General features: G+C 72.0%; 21 protein-coding genes. 4 read left to right on the top strand and 17 right to left on the bottom strand.

Annotated features, from left to right (window positions below; all coding sequences use genetic code 11):
* Positions 1-68: 68 nt before the first annotated feature.
* Positions 69-806, bottom strand: coding sequence for a hypothetical protein (locus tag GA0070621_RS23070; protein WP_091199617.1), 738 nt, complete (start codon positions 804-806; stop codon positions 69-71).
* 141 nt (positions 807-947) lie between these two features.
* Between GA0070621_RS23070 and GA0070621_RS23065 the strand changes: the two genes are divergently transcribed.
* From GA0070621_RS23065 to GA0070621_RS23055, 3 genes are all read left to right on the top strand, one after another.
* Positions 948-1,376, top strand: a complete 429-nt coding sequence (locus tag GA0070621_RS23065) for an OsmC family protein (protein WP_091199615.1) — start codon at positions 948-950, stop codon at positions 1,374-1,376.
* A gap of 114 nt (positions 1,377-1,490) precedes the next feature.
* Positions 1,491-1,835 (top strand): metallopeptidase family protein, encoded by a 345-nt coding sequence (locus GA0070621_RS23060; RefSeq protein ID WP_197674101.1) that lies wholly within the window; start codon positions 1,491-1,493, stop codon positions 1,833-1,835.
* 95 nt (positions 1,836-1,930) lie between these two features.
* A complete protein-coding gene (locus GA0070621_RS23055) occupies positions 1,931-2,653 on the top strand; it encodes an AIM24 family protein (RefSeq protein ID WP_091199613.1) in 723 nt (240 codons plus the stop codon).
* A gap of 43 nt (positions 2,654-2,696) precedes the next feature.
* Here GA0070621_RS23055 and pheA read toward each other — a convergent pair whose 3' ends face one another.
* The 5 genes from pheA to GA0070621_RS23030 all read right to left on the bottom strand — a co-directional run bounded on the left by pheA (position 2,697) and on the right by GA0070621_RS23030 (position 6,186).
* Positions 2,697-3,653 (bottom strand): prephenate dehydratase, encoded by a 957-nt coding sequence (pheA, locus tag GA0070621_RS23050; protein WP_091199611.1) that lies wholly within the window; start codon positions 3,651-3,653, stop codon positions 2,697-2,699.
* A 10-nt stretch (positions 3,654-3,663) separates the two neighbouring features.
* Complete coding sequence (locus GA0070621_RS23045) at positions 3,664-4,131, bottom strand: hypothetical protein (RefSeq protein WP_091199609.1); 468 nt, start codon at positions 4,129-4,131, stop codon at positions 3,664-3,666.
* A 161-nt stretch (positions 4,132-4,292) separates the two neighbouring features.
* Positions 4,293-4,682 carry an ACT domain-containing protein gene (locus GA0070621_RS23040; protein WP_091199606.1) on the bottom strand — a complete coding sequence of 130 codons (390 nt, stop codon included), beginning with the start codon at positions 4,680-4,682 and terminating at the stop codon, positions 4,293-4,295.
* Between the two features lie 75 nt (positions 4,683-4,757).
* A complete protein-coding gene (locus tag GA0070621_RS23035) occupies positions 4,758-5,213 on the bottom strand; it encodes a hypothetical protein (protein ID WP_091199604.1) in 456 nt (151 codons plus the stop codon).
* Positions 5,214-5,448: 235 nt separating this feature from the next.
* Positions 5,449-6,186, bottom strand: coding sequence for a hypothetical protein (locus GA0070621_RS23030; protein WP_091199601.1), 738 nt, complete (start codon positions 6,184-6,186; stop codon positions 5,449-5,451).
* A gap of 163 nt (positions 6,187-6,349) precedes the next feature.
* On the opposite strand from GA0070621_RS23030, the gene GA0070621_RS23025 reads away from it, so the two are divergent.
* Positions 6,350-7,561, top strand: a complete 1,212-nt coding sequence (locus tag GA0070621_RS23025) for an arginine deiminase (RefSeq protein WP_091199599.1) — start codon at positions 6,350-6,352, stop codon at positions 7,559-7,561.
* A 47-nt stretch (positions 7,562-7,608) separates the two neighbouring features.
* Here the strand turns inward: GA0070621_RS23025 and GA0070621_RS23020 are convergent, their stop codons facing one another.
* The 11 genes from GA0070621_RS23020 to GA0070621_RS22970 form a co-directional block, all read right to left on the bottom strand.
* On the bottom strand, positions 7,609-8,496 hold the full coding sequence (locus GA0070621_RS23020; protein ID WP_091199597.1) for a DUF5926 family protein: 888 nt from the start codon (positions 8,494-8,496) through the stop codon (positions 7,609-7,611).
* A gap of 178 nt (positions 8,497-8,674) precedes the next feature.
* Positions 8,675-9,127, bottom strand: a complete 453-nt coding sequence (locus tag GA0070621_RS23015) for an ATP-binding protein (protein WP_167667184.1) — start codon at positions 9,125-9,127, stop codon at positions 8,675-8,677.
* A gap of 27 nt (positions 9,128-9,154) precedes the next feature.
* Positions 9,155-10,606 (bottom strand): PAS domain-containing sensor histidine kinase, encoded by a 1,452-nt coding sequence (locus GA0070621_RS23010; protein WP_091199595.1) that lies wholly within the window; start codon positions 10,604-10,606, stop codon positions 9,155-9,157.
* Positions 10,607-10,685: 79 nt separating this feature from the next.
* The gene (locus GA0070621_RS23005) at positions 10,686-11,477 is read right to left on the bottom strand and encodes a glycerophosphodiester phosphodiesterase (protein WP_091199593.1); all 792 of its coding nucleotides are present in this window, start codon (positions 11,475-11,477) and stop codon (positions 10,686-10,688) included.
* A gap of 15 nt (positions 11,478-11,492) precedes the next feature.
* Entirely contained in the window at positions 11,493-11,828 is a 336-nt protein-coding gene (locus GA0070621_RS23000) for a rhodanese-like domain-containing protein (RefSeq protein WP_091199591.1), read from the bottom strand.
* A 28-nt stretch (positions 11,829-11,856) separates the two neighbouring features.
* On the bottom strand, positions 11,857-12,732 hold the full coding sequence (locus GA0070621_RS22995) for an LCP family glycopolymer transferase (protein WP_091199590.1): 876 nt from the start codon (positions 12,730-12,732) through the stop codon (positions 11,857-11,859).
* A 243-nt stretch (positions 12,733-12,975) separates the two neighbouring features.
* Positions 12,976-14,193, bottom strand: coding sequence for an LCP family protein (locus GA0070621_RS22990; RefSeq protein ID WP_091199588.1), 1,218 nt, complete (start codon positions 14,191-14,193; stop codon positions 12,976-12,978).
* Positions 14,194-14,395: 202 nt separating this feature from the next.
* The gene (locus GA0070621_RS22985) at positions 14,396-15,652 is read right to left on the bottom strand and encodes an LCP family protein (RefSeq protein WP_091199586.1); all 1,257 of its coding nucleotides are present in this window, start codon (positions 15,650-15,652) and stop codon (positions 14,396-14,398) included.
* 74 nt (positions 15,653-15,726) lie between these two features.
* Positions 15,727-16,707, bottom strand: a complete 981-nt coding sequence (locus tag GA0070621_RS22980; RefSeq protein ID WP_091199584.1) for a UDP-glucuronic acid decarboxylase family protein — start codon at positions 16,705-16,707, stop codon at positions 15,727-15,729.
* Positions 16,708-16,776: 69 nt separating this feature from the next.
* Positions 16,777-18,450: a solute symporter family protein gene (locus GA0070621_RS22975; protein ID WP_091199582.1), complete on the bottom strand. Its 1,674-nt coding sequence runs from the start codon at positions 18,448-18,450 to the stop codon at positions 16,777-16,779.
* Entirely contained in the window at positions 18,428-18,796 is a 369-nt protein-coding gene (locus GA0070621_RS22970) for a DUF485 domain-containing protein (RefSeq protein WP_091199580.1), read from the bottom strand. The genes GA0070621_RS22975 and GA0070621_RS22970 overlap by 23 nt, the downstream gene beginning before the upstream one ends.
* Between the last annotated feature and the right edge of the window lie 199 nt (positions 18,797-18,995).

Raw genomic sequence — 18,995 nt, 5'->3', positions numbered from 1 at the left:
AACCATGGCTTTTCGGCGAATCGGACACCAACCCGTGGCGGCGGTCCGGTGTCCGGCCGCGCCCCCGCTCAGCGTGGTGGTTCGGGCCGGGCGAACGGCAGGCTGGGCTCGACCGTCAGGTCGGCCGGGGCGGGCAGTTCGTCGTCAACCGCCCGGTGCCGGCCCCAGCCCCAGCCCGACCGGCCACGCTCCGGCGGCGGCTTTTCGGCCTCGCCGTCCGGATCGGGCAGCTCGCCGCCCTCCCGGCCGGACAGGTAGAGGGCGCCCGCGAGCAGCACGACGGCCACGAAGGCGATGACCAGGCCGCGCCCGTGGTCGACCTGGAACCCGTCCTCGGGCGAGAAGAAGAGGGTGCGTTGGCCCGTGTCGTCCAGGGAGAACGCCGTGGCGGTCAGCACGGCCAGCATCGCGGCCGTGAGGCCGAGGCCGGCCACCCGGGCGTTCTGTCGTACCGGGCCGGCACCGCGCAGGGCGAGCGCGACCGCGCAGGCCAGGCCGAGCAGCCCCACCAGGTAGGCGACCCCGAAGCCGCCCACGTCCGTCACCCCGTCCGGCACCCGGACCGTGGTGGTCCCCTCGGGGCCACCGTTCGGGACCGTGATCACCAGCCACTCGCCGACCAACGAGGCGACCGCGGCGACCGCGCCGAGTCCGGCGAGCAGCGGCGGCAGCCGGCGGTCCCGCCCCAGCCCGGCCAGCGAGCGGCCGACCCGGCCGGGCGGCGCGGGTTCGGCGTCACCCCACTCCACGACGGTCATGCCGTCGGACCGGTTGTCCTGCCTGGGGATGGGGAGATCCTGGGACATCGGCCACCCTTCCGCTCCGCGCGGGCCTGCGTCGAATCATGGCACAGCCGGCACTCGGCGACAGGGACGGCGAGCCTCCCTCCGTGCCCGGCTCGTCACTGGCCGGTGCGGGGCGGTCCGGTTTCGGTTAGCGTCGGTGTCATGCCTATTCGTACCGCTTCCGCACTTTGGCAGGGCGATCTCGCCGGGGGCGCCGGCACGGTCCGCACCGGTAAGGGCGGCCTGACCGGCAACTACTCGTTCAAGTCGCGCTTCGAGGAGGGCGAGGGGACCAACCCCGAGGAGCTGATCGGCGCCGCGCACGCCAGCTGCTTCTCGATGGCCCTCTCCAAGCAGCTCGCCGACGCGGGCGCGACCGACACGTCGGTGGAGACCACCGCCAAGGTGCACTTCGACAAGACCGACGCGGGCATGACCGTGACCCGGATCGACCTGGAGACCGTCGGCCAGGCCCCCGGCATGGACGAGGCCCGGTTCACCAAGCTGGCCGAGGCGGCCAAGGAGAACTGCCCCATCTCGCGGCTGCTCTCCCCGGGCGCGCAGATCACGCTGACCGCCCGCCTCGGCTGATCCGTTCCGGCCCCGACCCGCGCCACGCGGCCACGTACGCCTGGCGGACGCCGCCCCCGATCCGGACGAGGTGGTCGGGTGGCGGCGGGTCGGGGCAGGATGGGCGGCGTGGCCGTGGAAATGAGCCGGGAACGGTTCGAGGAACTCGTCGGCGAGGCCCTCGACGAGGTGCCCGAGGCACTGCTCGGGCTGATGAGCAATGTGGTCATCCTGGTCGAGGACGACCCGCCCCCGGGCGAGGACCTGCTCGGGCTCTACGAGGGGCACGCCCTCACCGAGCGGGGCTGGGACTACTCCGGCGTCCTGCCGGACCGGATCCTCATCTACCGCCGCCCGATCCTGCGGATCTGCGACACGGAGGACGACGTCGTCGACGAGGTCGCGGTGACCGTGGTGCACGAGATCGCCCACCACTTCGGCATCGACGACGAGCGGCTGCACGCCCTCGGCTGGGGTTGAGGGGTGCCCGTCCGTCGCTCCGCTCGGCCGATCCGGGGCATTGCGGCGGTCCTCTAGCCTCCTGGTCAGGCGCACCCCGATGCAGGAGGAAACCCATGCGCAGCGCGCTGTTCTCCGCGGAGAACCTGGAAAAGGAGTCCCAGCAGCCGGGCATGCGGCTGCAGAACTCCAAGATGCTCAAGATCGAGCTGAACGGTGAGGCGATGGCCCGGGTCGGGTCCATGGTCGCGTACCAGGGGCAGGTGCAGTTCCAGGCGCTCGGCTCCGGCGGCATCGGCAAGTACCTCAAGCAGCGGCTCACCGGCGAGGGCGTCCCGCTGATGAAGGTCAGCGGTCACGGTGACGTCTTCCTCGCCGACTTCGCCAAGGACGTGCACATCATCGACCTGGAGCCCGGTGACGCGCTGTCGATCAACGGATCGAGCGTCCTCGCCTTCGACTCCACGCTGACCTACGAGATCAAGATGGTCAGCGGCATGGGCTTCGCCTCGTCCGGGCTGTTCAACTGCGTCTTCACCGGCCACGGCCGGATCGCCATCACCACCGACGGGGCCCCGGTGGTGCTCAACGTGGACGCCCCGACGTACGTCGACCCGCAGGCGGCGGTCTGCTGGTCGGCCAGCCTCCAGACCGGCTACCACCGGGCCGACCAGCTCGGCCTCGGCACGCTGATCGGCCGGACCACCGGTGAGGCGTTCACGATGAGCTTCGCCGGCCAGGGCTTCGTCGTGGTCCAGCCGTCCGAGGAGCGGCCGGGTCGCCACGGCGGCAACCAGCAGCAGGAGCAGGGCGGCCTGCTGGGCGGCCTGTTGCAGTGACCGTCCGGGGCGCGGGGCGTCCGTCCGGGCGTCCGGCGCCGCGTCAGCTCAGCCGGCCGGCGCGCAGCCGGGTCAGCCAGGCCGCCGCGTCCGCGTAGTCGACGTCGGAGAGGCCGGCCGGAGCGGGGACCGGCCGGTCGCTCGCCGCCGGACTCCAGCGGTGCCGGGGGTACGACCCGAGGAAGCGTACGCCGGCGCAGACCCGGTGCAGCCCCTGCAACGCCTCACCGAGCCGCACGTCGGCGACGTGCCCGGTGCAGTCCAGGAAGAAGACGTACCGGCCGAGCGCCTCGCCGGTCGGGCGGGACTCGATCCGGGTCAGGTTCACCCCGCGTACGGCCAGCTCCATGAGCACCGAGAGCAGCGCGCCCACCCGGTCGTGGGCGATGTAGACCGCCAGTGACGTGACGTCGTCGCCGGTGGGCGGCGGGGGCGGGCCGGGGCGGGACATCAGCGCGAACCGGGTCACCGCGTCCGGATGATCGGCGATCTTGTCGGCGAGCACGGCCAGCCGGTGCCGGGTCGCCCCGATCGGGGCGCAGATGGCGGCGTCGTACTCGCCCATCGCGGCACCCGCCGCGGCGGCACCGTTGGACAGGACGTCGACCACGGTCGCCTCGGGCAGGTGGTCGCGCAGCCAGCCCCGGCACTGGGTGGACGCCTGCGGGTGCGCGGCCACGCTCCGCACCTCGGCCGGGGAACCGCCCGGGCGGGCCGCGAGCACGAACTCGACCGGCAGGATCACCTCCCGGGTGATCACCAGCGGGTCCCCCTCGGCCAGCTCGTCGAGGGTCACCCCGACCGCGCCGCCGATCGAGTTCTCCAGCGGCACCAGGGCCGCGTCCGCCTCCCCGGCGCGTACGACGTCCAACGCCTCGCCGACGCTGCGGGCCGGCTCCCGGCTGCCCCGCTCGGCGGCGGGGACGGTACGCAGCGCCTGCTCGGCGAAGGTGCCCTCGGGGCCCAGGTAGACGAAGCGGGTCGGCGGTGTTCCCGGCATGTCGACCAGCCTACGCACCCGGTACGCCGTCGCAGGCCAAGGCCCGGATGCCGGGTGGTCCGGCGGCGCGTACCTCGGCCGAGCAGACGTCGGTCCCGGCGGTGACCAGCTCCAGCGCGGCCGGTTTTCCCCGGGTGACCGCCTGGAGTTCCTCGTGCCCGGTCACCGCCAGCACGGTGTACTGCCAGTCCTCGGCGCAGAGCGGGCCCTTCCGGACCGTGACCCGGACGTCCCGGGGCAGCACCCGCGCGTGGCCGCGCAGCAGCGCGGTCACCCGGTCGCCGGTCGGGCCGGACGCGCAGGGCGTGGCGCTCGGGTCGGGGGTGGGCGAACGGGGCGCGGTGTCCGGCGTGTCCGAGGCGGTCGGCGTCGCGCTCGGCGTCGGCGTGGACGTGGGGGTGGCGGTGCCGGTCGGGGCGGCCTGCTCACGCAGCTCGGGCGGGGCGTCGCAGGCGGCGAGGGAGAGCAGCGTGACCATGGCCGCCGCGACGGCGCGCGGCGCCGCCGAACGGCTCGGCTTCCGACGGGCGGTGGGGCAGGGTGGGGTGGGTGCCACGGTTCGATCCTCGGGTATCGAGGGGCGTCATTGCGGCCGGTCGGCCGAGCCCATCGTAGGAGGATCACCTGATCAGGTGAAGGTCATCGGTGCACCCGGTGCCCGGCCCGCTCCAGCGCGCTCGTCGCCTCGATGAGCCGCACCGCCGGAACCAGCACGTGATCGGTGTCGTACGTGGAGCAGGCCACCACGTTCACCCGGGCCCGTTCCAGCGGGTCGACCAGCGCGGCGAGGGTGCCGGTGAGCGGCCCGTCCAGCGGACCGACGATTCGCAGGCAGCGCCACCGGGTCTCGACGACCGCCTGCTCCGGCGCCCGGCCGGTCGGGCAGATCAGGGAGATTCCGTCGGCGGTCCAGCTCACCGTCACGACGTCCCCGTCGCCCAACTCGCTCCAGGTGCGCGACGGCAGGGTGGAGCCGGCCGGCAGGCGGCACACGGCGTACTCGCCCGGCAGCAGAGCGACATCGAGCATGAGGGCACCATACGGCCTCGACGAGGGCCGGCCCCAGCATCGCCGGGTGCGGCGCGGGTCACCTGTTTTCGCAGGTCAGAGCTTTGAGAAGAAGGTGAGGGAACCGGCCACCTCGCCGTTGGCGAGCACCGGGGTGGAGATGGCGTCGACCGTGCTGCCGGCCTCGGTCCCGGACCCCTGGACCCGGAGCAGTCCGCGGGCCAGCCGCTTGGAGTGCAGGGCGAGCAGCGGCGGGATCTTGTCGGTGTCCTGCTCGGTCAGCTCGCTCGGCTTGGCGGTGAAGTCGACCAGGCGCAGGCCGCCCTCCAGCAACGGTCGCCCGATCACGTCCTCAGGTGCGCCGAGGCAGAGCAGCTCGCAGCCCGACGAGGAGATCGCCACCACGGTGGTGTCGGCGTCGATCAGCAGGCACGGCTCGGCCGCCCGGTAGACCGCGCCGGACCACTGCCCGACGTTGTCGGACCCCTGCTCGGTCGGTGTCCCCGGCGCGGGCACGAAGACTTCCGAGAGCGAGAGTTCGACGTGGGCCACCGCGCCTCCTATGTACACCGACGGTCCGTCCACGCTAGCCGGTCGGCACGGCGACCGCGCGACCGCGCCGGGCCCACCGGCCGCCCGTACCGCTCCGGGTGCCCCCAGAGCGTTGACGGGCCGCAGGGGCAGGTGTCGGAGCGACGGGTGCCCGGGGTCGGACGGTCGACGACGGCGCGGGCCGACGGAACCACCGGAGGCGGAGCCGCGGGCCGGCGTGGCGTCCCCGCAGACGTTACCGGTGGGCGGCGCGCTTGTCAGCGGCCGTTCGGCCCTCCCCGTACCACCGGTAGTCGGCCGCTGGACGGTACGTGCCGTTGAACCAGGTGGACGGGTGCTGGGCGACCTGGGAGAGCTTCTCGGCGGTGGCCGGGCTGATCCGGTTGCCACCCGCCACGAGCAGCCGGTCCAGCTCCCGGTGGGTGGCCATCAGGCAGTCCTTGGGCAGGCCGTAGACGCTGATGACCCCGGAGCCGACGAAGGTCAGCACCGGGGTGACCGGAATCGGCAGGCCAACCGCCTCGGAGAGGGCCTTGCTGGCCCGCTTGGCGTCCCGGCGTGCCTCGGCCACATAGGGCGGACGCTTGCCGTTGATCTGCACCACGTCGCCGGCGACGAGCACCCGGGCGCGGCCGTGGTCGGCGACGGTGACCGCAAAGAGCCCGCTCGGCCCGATGGCGAGGAACCCGGCCCGGTCGTCCTGGCCCCGGTCGAGGAGAACGTCCGAGACATCCGTCCGGGGCCACTCCACGACGTGCCAGGCGGGACCGAGGTGGTCGAGTTGGCCGAGCGCCCGGGCTCCGGCCGCCTCCAGCCGGCGGGCACCCCGCTCGGCCCGGCGGCGGCGTGCCCACTCCAGTGGGGTCGGGCGGGTCGGGTCGAGCACCGAGGCGGAATCGGCGCGGGGCGGTGGCGCCGCGACCGGTGGCAGGGCTCGGGTCGACACGGCTCGACGAGCGGGAAAGACAGTCATCGCGACCTCCGGCAAAAGGTCTCTCGAAGTTATGTCTCCACTACCCTACGTTGCGCACCCCGGTGGTCGGCAAGTTGGACCGCCGGAATGAGTGTGGATGAATGCCATATTCATTCACACTTCTTTTCCCGGATGGTGCCGACGCCTGTCCTACGCTGCGAGGGTGACCCACTATGTGGACAGCGAGGTCGCCCGGCTCGGCACGGTGCTGCTGCACCGCCCCGGCCCGGAACTGGCCCGCCTCACCCCACGCAACAACGACGCGTTGCTCTTTGACGCTATCCCATGGGTGGGCCGGGCGCAGGAGGAGCATGACGCCTTCGCCGCCGCCCTGCGCTCCCGCGGGGTGGAGGTGCTCTATCTGGCCGCCCTGCTGGCCGAGACGCTCGCCGTCCCGGACGCCCGGGCCGAGCTGACCGAAGCCGTGCTGCGGTCGCCCCGGCTGGGCGACACGTTGCGTCGGCGGGTCGCCGACCACCTCGGGTACCTCGACCCGGCCGCCCTGGCCGACGTGTTCATCGCCGGGCTCGCCCACGAGGAGCTGCGGGTCGGTCCCGACCGGCCCGGCGGCCTGGTCTGGACCCTGATGGACCGGCACGACTTCGTCGTCGATCCCCTGCCCAACCTGCTGTTCACCCGGGATTCCTCGGTCTGGATCGGCGACCGGGTCGGGGTGACCAGCCTGGCCATGCCGGCCCGACGGCGGGAGACCACGCTGACCGACACCATCTACCGCCACCACCCGCGCTTCGCGGGTACGGAGTTCGTCTACCACCCGGGGCTGGAGCACCTGGAGGGCGGCGACGTGCTGCTGCTCACGCCCGGGGTGCTCGCCGTCGGGGTGGGCGAGCGGACCACGCCGGCCGGAGCGGAGCGCCTCGCCCGGCAGGTCTTCGCCGCCGGCCTGGCGCACACCATCCTGGTGGTGCCGATCGCCCAGGAGCGGGCCACCATGCACCTGGACACGGTCTGCACGATGGTCGACGTGGACGCCGTGCTGATGTATCCCAACATCGCCAGCGAACTGTCGGCGTACACGGTCATCGCCGGGGCGGACGGCGACGAGCCGCGCGTCGACGGCCCGGCGCCGTTCCTGCGCGCCGCCGCCGACGCGATGGACCTCGACCAGCTTCGGGTGATCGACACCGGCCTAGACCCGGTCACCGCCGAACGGGAGCAGTGGGACGACGGCAACAACACCCTCGCCCTCGCGCCCCGGCTCTGCGTGGGCTACGAGCGGAACGTGGAGACCAACGCCCAGCTGGAACGGGCCGGCATCGAGGTGATCGCCGTCGCCGGCTCGGAGCTGGGCTCCGGGCGGGGTGGGCCGCGCTGCATGTCCTGCCCGCTGGTCCGCGAACCCCTACGCCGCTGACGGCGACGGGCCCCGGCCGGAACCGGGGCCCGTCGGCGACGGTCGGGTCAGCGCAGGGTGAGCTGGCGGCCGAGGAGACCCTGACGGGCGCGGCGTCCGGCGGCGTCCAGCGGCTCCCGCTCCTCCAGCGCCTCGGCGTACCGCTTGGCGAACTCGGCCACCCGCTCCTCCCAGTCGGCGGCCGGGACGTCCTCGGGCAGGTCCCAGACCGGCACCAGGCGGCCGTGTGCCCGGAACATGCCGGCGAAGCGGGTGGTGTCGCCGAGGGTCAGCGTGCCGGCCAGGCTCAGCCGGGACAGCGCGTTGAGCGCCGTGTCCTCGTCGTCCGGCAGCACCCAGCGCACGTGCGCCTTCTCCGGCACCTGGCACCAGTACGCGGCCCGGGCCGCCGCCAGCTTCACGGTCGGGTAGACCGCCGCGTTGGCCCGCTCCAGCGACGCCTGCACGTTCGGGTCGTCAGTCGCCCCGGGGTCGAGCCAGAACTCGAACCCGTCGTGCATGCTGATCTCCAACGGGCCGTCCACCAGGATGTCCTGGAGGCGGGGCCCGGGGCCGGGCAGCGGCGGCACCGCCACCTGGCCGCCCGGCTCGGTACGCAGGGCGCAGAGCAGCGCGTCCGCCAGGTCCCGGGACACGTCGCCGGACTGCTGGTGTCGCTGCAGGCCGATGAAGACCCGCCCGTCCGGCTTGGTCATCGCGGGGGCGGCCATCGGCAGCACGGTGGCCAGCGTGACCGGCCGCTCGCCGTACTCCTCGACCAGTTCGGGGGTCAGCCGCAGCGGCGCGGTGGCGGCCGGGACCAGCTCGCGCAGCGCGATCCACTCCGGCTCGTCAACCAGTCCCTCGAACGGTCGGGGCACGAAGACGTCGCGCACCTTCTCCCGCTTCGGGGCCACCTCGGCGGCGGCCCGCTGACTCTTCCGACGCTTGCTCATGCCGGCACTCCGCTTCGCTGCGTGCCGCCATGAGGCGGCATCGCACTGCGTTGATGATTCGCTCGCTGACGCTTGCTCATGCAGCCACCTCGGCACCACGCTCGCTGCGCTCGCTCATGGCGACACAGCCTAGATGTCGGGCCGGGCCGCCGTGGGCAGGACCCGCCTCCCAGCATGCTCAGCCGGCGACGACCAGGTCCGGCCGGATCGAGCCGGCCGGATCGAACTCGGCCCAGACGCTCTGGCCGAGGCCGTCCCGCTCGACTCCCCAGCGGCTGGCGAGGCCGGCGACGATGTGCAGCCCGCGCCCGTCGACCGCTTCCGGAGCCGACGGCCGCAGCAACGGACCCGAGGCGGCGCCGCCGTCGGTGACCCGGAGCTGGACGCGCTGCCCGTCGGCCGCCGGGCGCAGCCGCCAGGCCACCCGGACCACTCCGCCGGGCAGTGGGTCGGCGTGGCGTACGGCGTTGCCCACCAGCTCGGCGAGGACCGCGACCAGATCCGCCAGCAGGGCCGGAGGCACGACGCCCGCCAACTCGTCGGCGAGCCGGTGCCGGGCCAGGCGTGCGCCGGTCGCGTGATGGGGCACCACCACGCACCACGATCGCTCGGCCGAACGCGTCGACACCATCGCCCTTCCACCCCGCAACGGCCCTGGTCATCCCCGGGGCAGCCACACCTCTGCGACCGTACCCCCACCGGCCCTCGGTCGGAGGGATACCCAACCATTCTGCTGTTCAACAATCTGGCGGACGAGATAGAGGCCCAGTCCGGCCCCCGGGTAGCGCCGGCGGTCGCCGGACTCCCCCTGCCAGAACCGGTCGAACGCCCGCTCCACGTGCTCGGGCCGGATGCCGATGCCCCGGTCGGCGACCTGGAAGGACACGGTCCGCTCGGTCGCCTCGGCGGTGACCTCGATGGGGGTGTCGGGCAGGGAGTACTTTCCGGCGTTGGTGCTCAGCTCGGTGAGCACGGTGGACAGGCTGTGCCGGTCGCCGAGCGCCTTCGGCAGGTCGGCCGGCAGGTCGAGGACGACCCGGTGCCGGACGTCCGCCGGCAGGTCGGTGACCGCGGTCCGCAGCGCGTCGGTGAGGTCGAAGGGGGCGGCCGGCTCCCCACGCCGGTTTTCCGTCGCGGCGGTGAGCAGCCGGTCGACCAGCCGGGCCAACTCGTTGGCCCGCTGCCCGATGATCCGGGCGGCGTGCCGCCGGTCGTCGTCGTCGAGCGACTCCCAGTGGTCGGTGAGGGTGTCCGCGTACCCCTTGATGACGGTGACCGGGGTACGCAGCTCGTGGCTGGTCACCGCGACGAAGAGGTCCCGGTCGTGGTCGCGGCGCCGCTGGTCGGTGATGTCCCGGAAGGTGACCACCCGGAGCGCGCCCGGACCGGGCAGCTCCCCGGAGGTGATCCGCAGCCAGCGGCCGTCCGGCATCCGGTGGTCCAGCACCTGCCCGGACGGGGGCAGCGGGAACGGGAACGGACGGTTCAGCGCATCGACACCCGGGCACCCGGTCACCTGCGCGGCGGCCGGGTTCCACAGCCGTACGTGGTCCGCGCGGTCCACCACCGCGAGGCCGTCCGCGAGCGCGGCGACCACCGGGCCGTCGCCGTGCACCGGCAGGCCGCTCTGGTCGCCGTACATGTGGGCGATGCAGGCGGCGACGTACCCGATGACGGCGCGCTGGGAGTCGTCGAGCGGCTCCCCGTCGGGATAGAGCGCGTGCAGGCTGCCCACGGTGAGGCCGCCGATCTCGGCGCGGGCCACGATCATCCGGCACAGCCCCCGCCCGGCCACCTCGTCGGCGAGCGCCCCCGGGACGGCGTCCAGCCGCACCTGGCGGACGACTGGGCCGGCGAGGAGGCAGACGGTGGCCGGGTCGGTCGCCGGCAGCGGCCGGCCGACGACGAACTCGGCGCCGCCGGTCGCCGCGATCACCCGCCCCCCGGCGGGGGTGAACTCGACGAACGCCAGGCCGGCCGCGCACACCGCGGGCTGGACCACCCGGAGCAGGCGGGTGAGCATGGGCAGTCCGGAGGCCCCAGAGTTGATCAGCGTGATCACACCGGTGTGTCCGGCGATGAGGGCGGGGTAGTCGGTGCGCTCCGGCATGCCCCGAGTGTGCCGCGCCGGCCGGTCCGGGGACACCCCCGGTCGGCGCGGGACCGGCCGCCAGGTGGATCGACCGGGTTCAACGGCCGAGCCGGGCCAGTGCCCGGGCGGGCCGGTCGGTGATCACCCCGTCCACCCCGGCGGCCAGCACCAGCTCCAGGTCCTGCGGCTCGTTCACCGTCCAGACGTAGACCTGGTTACCGGCCGACCGCAGCGCGGGTACGAGCTGCGGCCGGGCCCGGACCAGGCCGATCCCCGGCCCGGCGATCCGGGTGCCGAACGGCAGCCGGCCCAGCCGCAGCCAGCGCGGGAGCACCTCCAGCAGCAGTACCGTGGGCAGGCCGGGCGCGAGGTCGCGGATCCGGCGTACGGCGAGCGGGGAGAAGGACATCACGGTGACCCGGACCGGATCGTCCGGACCGGGTTCGGCGAGGCCGTACCGGCGCAGCAGGGTGACCAGGCGGCGTTCCACCTCCCCGCCGTACCGGGAGGGGTGCTTTGTCTCGACCAGGAGCCGGACCGGCCGGCCGGCGGCCAGTACGGCGTCGAGCAGCCGTTCCAGGGTGAGCAGCCGGGTGTGCGACTCGTCGAGCGGTTCGTCCCCCTCGACCGCCACCCCGCCGGGGTGCCACGAGCCGAAGTCCAGCGCTTCCAACTCGTCGAGGGTACGCGCGCTGACCAGCCCGTGACCGTTGCTGGTCCGGTCCAGCCGGCGGTCGTGTACGCACACCAGGTGCCCGTCGCGGGTGAGGCGGACGTCACACTCCAGCCCGTCGGCTCCCTCGTCGAGCGCCCGCAGGTACGCGGCCAGGGTGTGCTCGGGCAGGTCGTACGAGGAGCCGCGGTGCGCGAAGACCAGGGGCGTGGTCATGTCGCTCGGCGCGCCTCAGGCGACCCGGCCCGGCTGCCCGTCGTCGGTGACCACCGGACGGCCCGCGGCGGCCCAGTCGCCCATCCCGCCCTCGACGTTGCGCACCTGTTCCCAGCCGTTGCGCAGGAGATACGCGACGACCTGCGCGGATCGCCCGCCGGAGCGGCAGATCACGGCCACCTCGCGATCGTCGGGCACCTCGGCCAGCCGGGCGGGCAGCTCGGTCATCGGCAGGTGGTGGGCGGCCGGCGCGTGGCCGACGGCCCACTCGTCGTCCTCACGGACGTCGAGCAGGTAGGTGTCGTCGGGCACGGCCGACGCGGGCACGCTGGGAACCTGGGGTCCGAACACGGCTACCAAGCCTAGACCGCCGGCCGGGTCACAGCCGGTTGACCCAGCGGGGGTTGGCCACGGCCCACTCCGGCACCCGGGTGGCCCGCAGCGCGTCGAAGAGCCCGCCGCCGCCGTTGTCCAGCACCACGTACGAGACCTCGTCGATGATCTGCGGATACGACGGGACCTGCACGCCGTGCAGCGCGTCCGGCGGCAGCCCGCGGAACGCGAAGAGCAGGTCGTCCAGCGACACACCGTTGGTGTCCACGGTCAGCGCGCCGCCGGCCGCCCGGAGCACCCGGTCGAGCTTCACCGGGTCGTCGCGCAGGTGCGTCTGGCCGGCCTTGTCGAGCACCGCGCGGAGCATCTGCTGCTGGTGGCGTTGCCGGTCGTAGTCGCCGTTGGGCAGGTCGTAGCGCTGCCGGACGTAGTCCAGGGCCCGGGCGCCGTCCATCTGCTGGCAGCCGGGGGTGAACAGCGTCTTCGTGTGGACCGACCGGACCTCGGTGTCGACGCACATCCGGATGCCGCCGAGCAGGTCGATGACCTCCTTGAAGCCGGAGAAGTCGAGCAGCGCGGCGCCGTCGAAGCGGATCCCGGTGAGCCGGCTCAGGGTGGTGGAGAGCAGCCGGGCACCGGCCTCGCCGCCGCCGCCGTGCTCGATCGCCGCGTTGATCTTGTCCTGGCCGCCGCCGTAGCCGGGCGCCGGCGGAATGGTGACCAGCAGGTCGCGCGGAATCGAGATCAGGTACGCCTGCCGCATCCCGGCCGGCACGTGCACGATCAGAATGCTGTCGGAGCGCTGGTCCTCGGGATTGGCCCCGGGCCGGTGGTCCGAGCCGATCAGCAGGTAGTTGAGCGCGCGGGACAGGTCGGTACGCGGCTGCCGGGCGGCCGGGTCGAGCAGTTCCTGCTTGGTCACCGTGCGGTCGTAGCGGTGGGTGAGCCAGTGCAGCCCCGCCAGCCCGAGTGCGGCGAGCAGGACCAGGGCGAGGCCGCCACCGAGGAGGAATCGGGTCCAGCGGGCGGATCGTCCCCGCCCGCGTCTGGTCCGTGCTGGCCTGGCCGTGACACCCCTCCCCGCAGCTCTGACGTGAGACCTGCTCACATCAGGCTACGGTCCGGTCACCCGACGGTGGTCGGATTCGCCGGGGTTACCGCCGGGTCACGCTGACTTCCGGGTGGAGAGGACCGCCGGATTCGCCACCACGAAATCGGCGAGCGTGTCCTCCTTGACCGCGTCGAACATCCGCATGCTCAGGTTGTTGAGCGACTCCCGGTTGTTGGCGTTGGTGGCGTACGTGCCGCCGTTGGTGCGTAGGGCGACCACGTCGTTGCCGGTGACACCCTTGAGGGTGAAGATGAAGTCCCCGATCGACACGCCGTGGGTGTCGAGGATGAGCGACTCGCCGGCCGCCTTGATCAGCTGGTTCAGCTTGATCGGGTTGGTCAGCATGCCCTTCTCGGTGGCCTTCTTCGCCATCGCCTTGATCAGCTGCTGCTGGTTCTGCTGGCGGTCGTAGTCGCTGTTCGGCAGGCCGTAGCGCTGGCGGGCGAAGTCGAGGGCCTCCCAGCCCTTCATCTCCCGGCAGCCCTTCTTGTGCACCACCTGGGTCATCGGCTTGCCGAGCTTCTCGGCGTCGGCGTTCCACATCGGCTTGCCGTCGACGTACGACATGTGCTTCGACTTGACCTCGTGGCTGACGCAGATCCGGACGGTGCCGAGGGCGTCAATGATCTTCTTGAAGCCGCCGAAGTTGATGATCGCGGCACCGTCGAAGCCGATCCCGGTCATCCCCTTGATGGTCTTGGCCATCAGCTGGGCGCCGCCCTCCCAGCCGCCACCGTTGCGGGCGCCCGCCTGGAAGGCTGCGTTGATCTTGTCGACGCCGCCCCGGTAGCCGCTCTTCTCGAAGGGCGGAATGTGCGCCTCGGTGTCCCGGGGGATCGAGATCAGGTACGCCTGGTCGTGGGTGGCCGGGATGTGCAGGATGATGATCGTGTCCGAGCGGACGTCGTCGGCGGCCCAGGTCTTGCGGGCGTCCACGCCGAGCAGCAGCATGTCGATCGGGCCTGCGAGGTTCTTGCCGCCCTCGGCCCTGGTCTTGCCCGCGTCGCCGAGCAGGTTGCCCTGGTCGATGCTGCTGGTGGCCTGACCGATGATCGCCTTGACACCGACGATGGCGACGCCGCTGGTCATCATCAGCACCGCGCCGAAGATCAGGGTGAGCCGTGCCCACAACGGGTCCCTGCGCCCGGCCCGCCGCTTCGCCCCGCCGGGGCCACGACCCCCGGGGCCGGCCCGATGCGGAAGGATCGGGGGCACCCGCCCGGGTGCTCCGGGCTCCGGTGCGGGCGGGCGACGGCTGGTGTGAACCGGCATGCGTGCTCCAGCTCGATGATCGGGGGCGGGATTACTTTACGTACCCGTTCCCGTCCCCGCGACCTCGTCCGGTGACTATTTCCGCATATCCTGGCACTCGTGCTGATGAATTGCCCGAACGGCTAATTGAAAGCGGCCGATCGGCGGTTGGTTTGCCGTGTGACGAAGTTGACCGCCGGCCGGCCGGGTGGCCTCGGGGGTGTCAGCCGCCGTTGCCCGTGCCGTTGCCCTGCTGGTTGGCCTTCACCCAGTCGGCCATCGTGTCCGCGCTGATGGCCTGGTACATCGCCAGCGCCTTCTCGCGGTCGGAGACCACCACCGACTGACCGTCGATGTCCCGTCCGCCGAGATTGGGGCTGGTGATGAAGGTCAGGTTCTCGCCGCGCAGGCTCCGGAACTGCACCGCCATGTCGGTCAGGGAGAATCCCTGGTCGACCGTGACCGCGCTGGTGACCGCCTTGAGAAAACTGTTCAGCTTCTTGGGGTTGGTCAATGTGCCGGTGCTGGCCGCCTTGTCCATCAGCGCCTTGAGGAACTCCTGCTGGTGACGCATCCGGGCGAAGTCGCCGTCGGGGAACTGCTTGCGCTGCCGCACCCAGTCCAGGGCCTCGGCGCCGTTCATGTGGTTCACGCCCTTGGTGAACTTCCGGTACGGCTTGTGGATCGAGGTGATGGTCCGGTCGACCTTGAGGTCGACGCCGCCGAGCGCGTCTGTGACCTCCTTGAACCCGCCGAAGTCGATCGCCATGACGTGGTCGATCCGGACGTCGGTGAAGCACTCCACGGTCTTCACCGCGAGCGGCAGGCCGCCGAACGCGAAGGCCGCGTTGATCTTGTTGCGCGAGCCGGAGTCGCAGGACGCGCCGGCGTTCTCGGGGATCGGCACGTACAGGTCACGCGGGATGGAGACCAGGTAGGCCGTTTTGTGGTCGGCCGGGATGTGCATGAGGATCAAGGTGTCGGCGCGCCACTCGCCGGCCTTGTCCATCGGGGCGTCCGGGTCCCGGGAGTCGGTGCCGGCCAGCAGGATGTTGAGCGCGCCGTCGACCTTCTTGGCCGGCCGCCCCCCGGTGATGGACGAGAAGGGGTCGGTCCGGGCCAGGTCGTCGTCGAGGTTGCGGGCGTAGAGCCACGCCCCCGTGCCGGCGAGCAGCGCGAGCACCAGCACCGCCACGCCGGCCACCAGGGCGATCCGCCCCCAGCGCGGGCGGGGGCCGCGTCGCCCGGGGCTGCCCGGTCCACCGGGTCCACCGGGTCCACCGGGTCCACCGGGTCCACCGGGTCCGCCAGGGCCGGCCGGGCCGCCGAAGCGCGGCCCCTCGTCGTACGACGGGAGCCGCCGGGCATCGGTGACGCGGGCGCGTCCGGCGGTGCCCTGGCCGGGGCCGGGGACCTGGGCGCGGCCCGCGCTCCGACTGAGAGGGGGGAGCGGAAAGCCGGCAGACGTGGTCGCTGACATGTAACCGAGGGTAGGTCGAGCGGACCAGTCCCACCCTCAGGTGGAACCGGGTGTCAGCGACCTTCCAGTCGGGATCAGTACCCTAGCCGGCCGCGGAAGTACTCGATCGTGCGTCGCAAGCCGTCTTCGGGCGCGACGGTGGGCTCGTAGCCCAGCAGCTCACGGGCGAGCGTGAGGTCGGGGCGCCGCATCTCCGGGTCGTCGGCGGCCCGAGTGATGTAGCTCACTTCAGAGGTGCTTCCGGTGAGCGACACGATCGTCTCGGCCAGTTCCCGCATCGACATCTCGTGCTCGGTGCCGCAGTTGATCGGGCCGGTCTCGGTCGAGTCGAGCAGCAGCAGGATGCCGTGCACCAGGTCGTCCACGTAGCAGATCGAACGGGTCTGGTCGCCGGTGCCGTGCACCGTGATCGGATCGCCGCGCAGCGCCTGGGAGATGAAGGTGGGGATGGCCCGGCCGTCGTCCGGCCGCATCCGCGGACCGTACGTGTTGAAGATCCGGACGATCGCGGTGTCGGTGCCCCGGCTGCGGTGATACGCCATGGTGGCCGCCTCCGCGAAGCGCTTCGCCTCGTCGTAGACGCTCCGGACGCCGACCGGGTTGACGTTGCCCCAGTACGACTCGCGCTGCGGGTGCTCCTTCGGGTCCCCGTACGCCTCGGAGGTGGAGGCCATCAGGAACCGGGCGCCGTCGGCGGTGGCCCGCTCCAGCAGGTGCAGGGTGGCGACCGAGCCGACCCGCAGGATCTCCACCGGCAGCTTCTCGAAGTCGGTGGGGCTGGCCGGGGAGGCCATGTGCAGGATCGCGTCGAACCGCTCGGTCATGGCCGGGTGATCGGTCGGCAGCCCCTCGGAGATGTCCGCCTCGATCAGCGTGAAGGTCGGCTTCTCCAGCAGATGGGAGATGTTGTCCTTGGAACCGGTGACGAAGTTGTCGAGCACCACGACCGTGCAACCACGCTCGATGAGCCGGTCGACCAGGTGCGACGGCACGAAGCCGGCGCCGCCGGTGACGAGGACACGGTGGCCGGATCCGAAACGGGGAGCAACCTTCATGCCGGCCAGCCTACTCAGCCGGGTGGGCCGGAGCCCTCGTTGGCTCCGGCCCACCGTGCCGCCGTGTCGTCAGTGCGCGCCCGCGCCGGTGAGCGCCCGCACCTCCAACTCGGCGTACTTCTCGTCGTCCTGCTCCTTGGAGAGCAGGGTGCCGACCCAGCCGCAGAGGAAGCCGATCGGGATCGAGATGATGCCCGGGTTCGACAGCGGGAACCAGTGCCAGTCGTGTTCCGGGAACATGGCCGTCGGCGCCCCGGAGACGACCGGGGAGAAGAAGACCAGCACCACGGCGGCGATCAGGCCGCCGTAGATCGCCCACACCGCGCCGGAGGTGTTGAACCGCTTCCAGAACAGGCTGTAGAGGATCGCCGGCAGGTTGCCCGAGGCGGCCACCGCGAACGCCAACGCCACCAGGAACGCCACGTTCAGGCTCTGCGCGAAGATCGACAGTACGATGGCGACCGCGCCGATCACCAGGGCGGAGATCCGGGCGACGCTCACCTCCTGCCGCTCCGACGCCTGTCCGTTCTTGACCACGTTGTTGTAGAAGTCGTGCGCCAGGCTGGACGACGAGGCCAGGGTCAACCCGGCGACCACCGCCAGGATGGTGGCGAAGGCGACCGCCGCGATGATCGCCAGCAGTGTCGCGCCGCCCAGGCTGCCGCCGAGGAAGTCCTTGCCGAGCGCCTCGGCGAGCAGCGGCGCGGCGATGTTGCCGGCCTTGTCCTGCTCGGTGATGGCCTTCCCGCCGACCAGCGCCGCCGCGCCGAAGCCCAGGGCGAGGGTGAGCAGGTAGAACAGCCCGATGATGCCGATCGCCCAGAGCACGCTCTTGCGGGCCGTCTTCGCGGTCGGCACGGTGTAGAAGCGGATCAGGATGTGCGGCAGCCCGGCCGTGCCGAGCACCAGGGCGATGCCGAGCGAGAGCAGGTCCATCTTGCTGTAGAAGGTCTTCAACGCGTCGCCGGGTGTCTCCACGCCGTAGCGGAGCCCGGGTTCGAGGAACGCGGCTCCCTTGCCGGAGGCGTGCGCCGCGTCGCCGAGCAGCGACGAGAGGTTGAACTTGTACTTCGCCAGCACCAGCAGGGTCATCAGGATGGCGCCGCTCATCAGCAGGAACGCCTTGACGATCTGCACGTACGTGGTGCCCTTCATGCCGCCCACGGTGACGTAGATGATCATCAGGGCGCCGACCAGGATGATGGTCGCGACCTTCGCGGTGTCGGCGTCCATGCCGAGGAAGGTGGTGCCCGGCTTGATGCCGAGCAGCAGGGCGACGAGCGCGCCCGCGCCGACCATCTGGGCCAGCAGGTAGAAGATCGACACGGTGATCGTGGAGACCGCCGCCGCCGTCCGGACCGGCCGCTGCCGCATCCGGAACGCCAGCACGTCGGCCATCGTGTACCGGCCGGAGTTGCGCAGCAGTTCGGCGACGAGCAACAGCGCGACCAGCCAGGCGACCAGGAATCCGATGGAGTAGAGGAAGCCGTCGTAGCCGTACAGGGCGATGATGCCGGCGATGCCGAGGAAGGACGCGGCCGACATGTAGTCGCCGCCGATCGCCATGCCGTTCTGGAAGCCGGAGAAGGAGCGGCCGCCGGCGTAGAAGTCGGTGGCGGTCTTGGTCTGCCGGCTGGCCCAGACGGTGATGGCCAGCGTGATCGCCACGAAGATCAGGAAGAGCGTGATGGTGAGGTTGCGGGCGGTGGTGCTGCCCGCCTCAGCCGCGAGGACCATCCTCATGGGTCACCTCCTCGATCTCGGCGCGGATCCGGTCGGCGACCGGATCGATCCGCCGGTCGGCGTACCGCGAGTAGAGCCAGGCGATGACGAACGTGGAGACGAACTGGAGCAGGCCGAAGACCAGGGCGACGTTGATGTTGCCGAAGAGCTTCGTGCCCATGAAGCCCCGCGCGTACGCGGAGAGGATGACGTAGAGCGCGTACCACAGGAAGAACGCGACGGTCATCGGGAAGACGAAGCCGCGCAACGCGCGCCGCAACCCGGCGAACTCGTCCGACCGCTGTACGGCCAGGTACCGCTCCGCCGCGGATTCGGCCGGCGCGGACGCGGGTGTGTCCGTGGACATCTGTGGATCACCACCTTCGCAAGGCGTGGGGAGTTTCGCGCACGGTAGAGAGCGCGTTCCCTGCCCGGAAAGGTTCGGATCGGCGACGGTCAGTGGTTGCGCCGAACGGCACTCCGGCTGCGCCGAGTGACCCAGGTCACTCCGCTCACCGGTTGTCGCCCGGTACATCTAGATCGACTCCACCTCGCCGACGTGGCGG

Source organism: Micromonospora narathiwatensis, from assembly GCF_900089605.1.
GTDB classification, from domain to species: Bacteria; Actinomycetota; Actinomycetes; order Mycobacteriales; family Micromonosporaceae; genus Micromonospora; species Micromonospora narathiwatensis.
This window is presented reverse-complemented; position numbering and strand designations above follow the sequence as displayed.

What these genes read in the sequence shown, in the direction of transcription:
- GA0070621_RS23070 (WP_091199617.1), bottom strand. Translation starts at nt 806, where the DNA reads ATGTCCCAGGATCTCCCCATCCCCAGGCAGGACAACCGGTCCGACGGC.
- GA0070621_RS23065 (WP_091199615.1), top strand. Translation starts at nt 948, where the DNA reads ATGCCTATTCGTACCGCTTCCGCACTTTGGCAGGGCGATCTCGCCGGG.
- GA0070621_RS23055 (WP_091199613.1), top strand. Translation starts at nt 1,931, where the DNA reads ATGCGCAGCGCGCTGTTCTCCGCGGAGAACCTGGAAAAGGAGTCCCAG.
- pheA (WP_091199611.1), bottom strand. Translation starts at nt 3,653, where the DNA reads ATGCCGGGAACACCGCCGACCCGCTTCGTCTACCTGGGCCCCGAGGGC.
- GA0070621_RS23045 (WP_091199609.1), bottom strand. Translation starts at nt 4,131, where the DNA reads ATGGTCACGCTGCTCTCCCTCGCCGCCTGCGACGCCCCGCCCGAGCTG.
- GA0070621_RS23040 (WP_091199606.1), bottom strand. Translation starts at nt 4,682, where the DNA reads ATGCTCGATGTCGCTCTGCTGCCGGGCGAGTACGCCGTGTGCCGCCTG.
- GA0070621_RS23030 (WP_091199601.1), bottom strand. Translation starts at nt 6,186, where the DNA reads ATGACTGTCTTTCCCGCTCGTCGAGCCGTGTCGACCCGAGCCCTGCCA.
- GA0070621_RS23020 (WP_091199597.1), bottom strand. Translation starts at nt 8,496, where the DNA reads ATGAGCAAGCGTCGGAAGAGTCAGCGGGCCGCCGCCGAGGTGGCCCCG.
- GA0070621_RS23015 (WP_167667184.1), bottom strand. Translation starts at nt 9,127, where the DNA reads ATGGTGTCGACGCGTTCGGCCGAGCGATCGTGGTGCGTGGTGGTGCCC.
- GA0070621_RS23010 (WP_091199595.1), bottom strand. Translation starts at nt 10,606, where the DNA reads ATGCCGGAGCGCACCGACTACCCCGCCCTCATCGCCGGACACACCGGT.
- GA0070621_RS23005 (WP_091199593.1), bottom strand. Translation starts at nt 11,477, where the DNA reads ATGACCACGCCCCTGGTCTTCGCGCACCGCGGCTCCTCGTACGACCTG.
- GA0070621_RS22990 (WP_091199588.1), bottom strand. Translation starts at nt 14,193, where the DNA reads ATGCCGGTTCACACCAGCCGTCGCCCGCCCGCACCGGAGCCCGGAGCA.
- GA0070621_RS22985 (WP_091199586.1), bottom strand. Translation starts at nt 15,652, where the DNA reads ATGTCAGCGACCACGTCTGCCGGCTTTCCGCTCCCCCCTCTCAGTCGG.
- GA0070621_RS22980 (WP_091199584.1), bottom strand. Translation starts at nt 16,707, where the DNA reads ATGAAGGTTGCTCCCCGTTTCGGATCCGGCCACCGTGTCCTCGTCACC.
- GA0070621_RS22975 (WP_091199582.1), bottom strand. Translation starts at nt 18,450, where the DNA reads ATGAGGATGGTCCTCGCGGCTGAGGCGGGCAGCACCACCGCCCGCAAC.
- GA0070621_RS22970 (WP_091199580.1), bottom strand. Translation starts at nt 18,796, where the DNA reads ATGTCCACGGACACACCCGCGTCCGCGCCGGCCGAATCCGCGGCGGAG.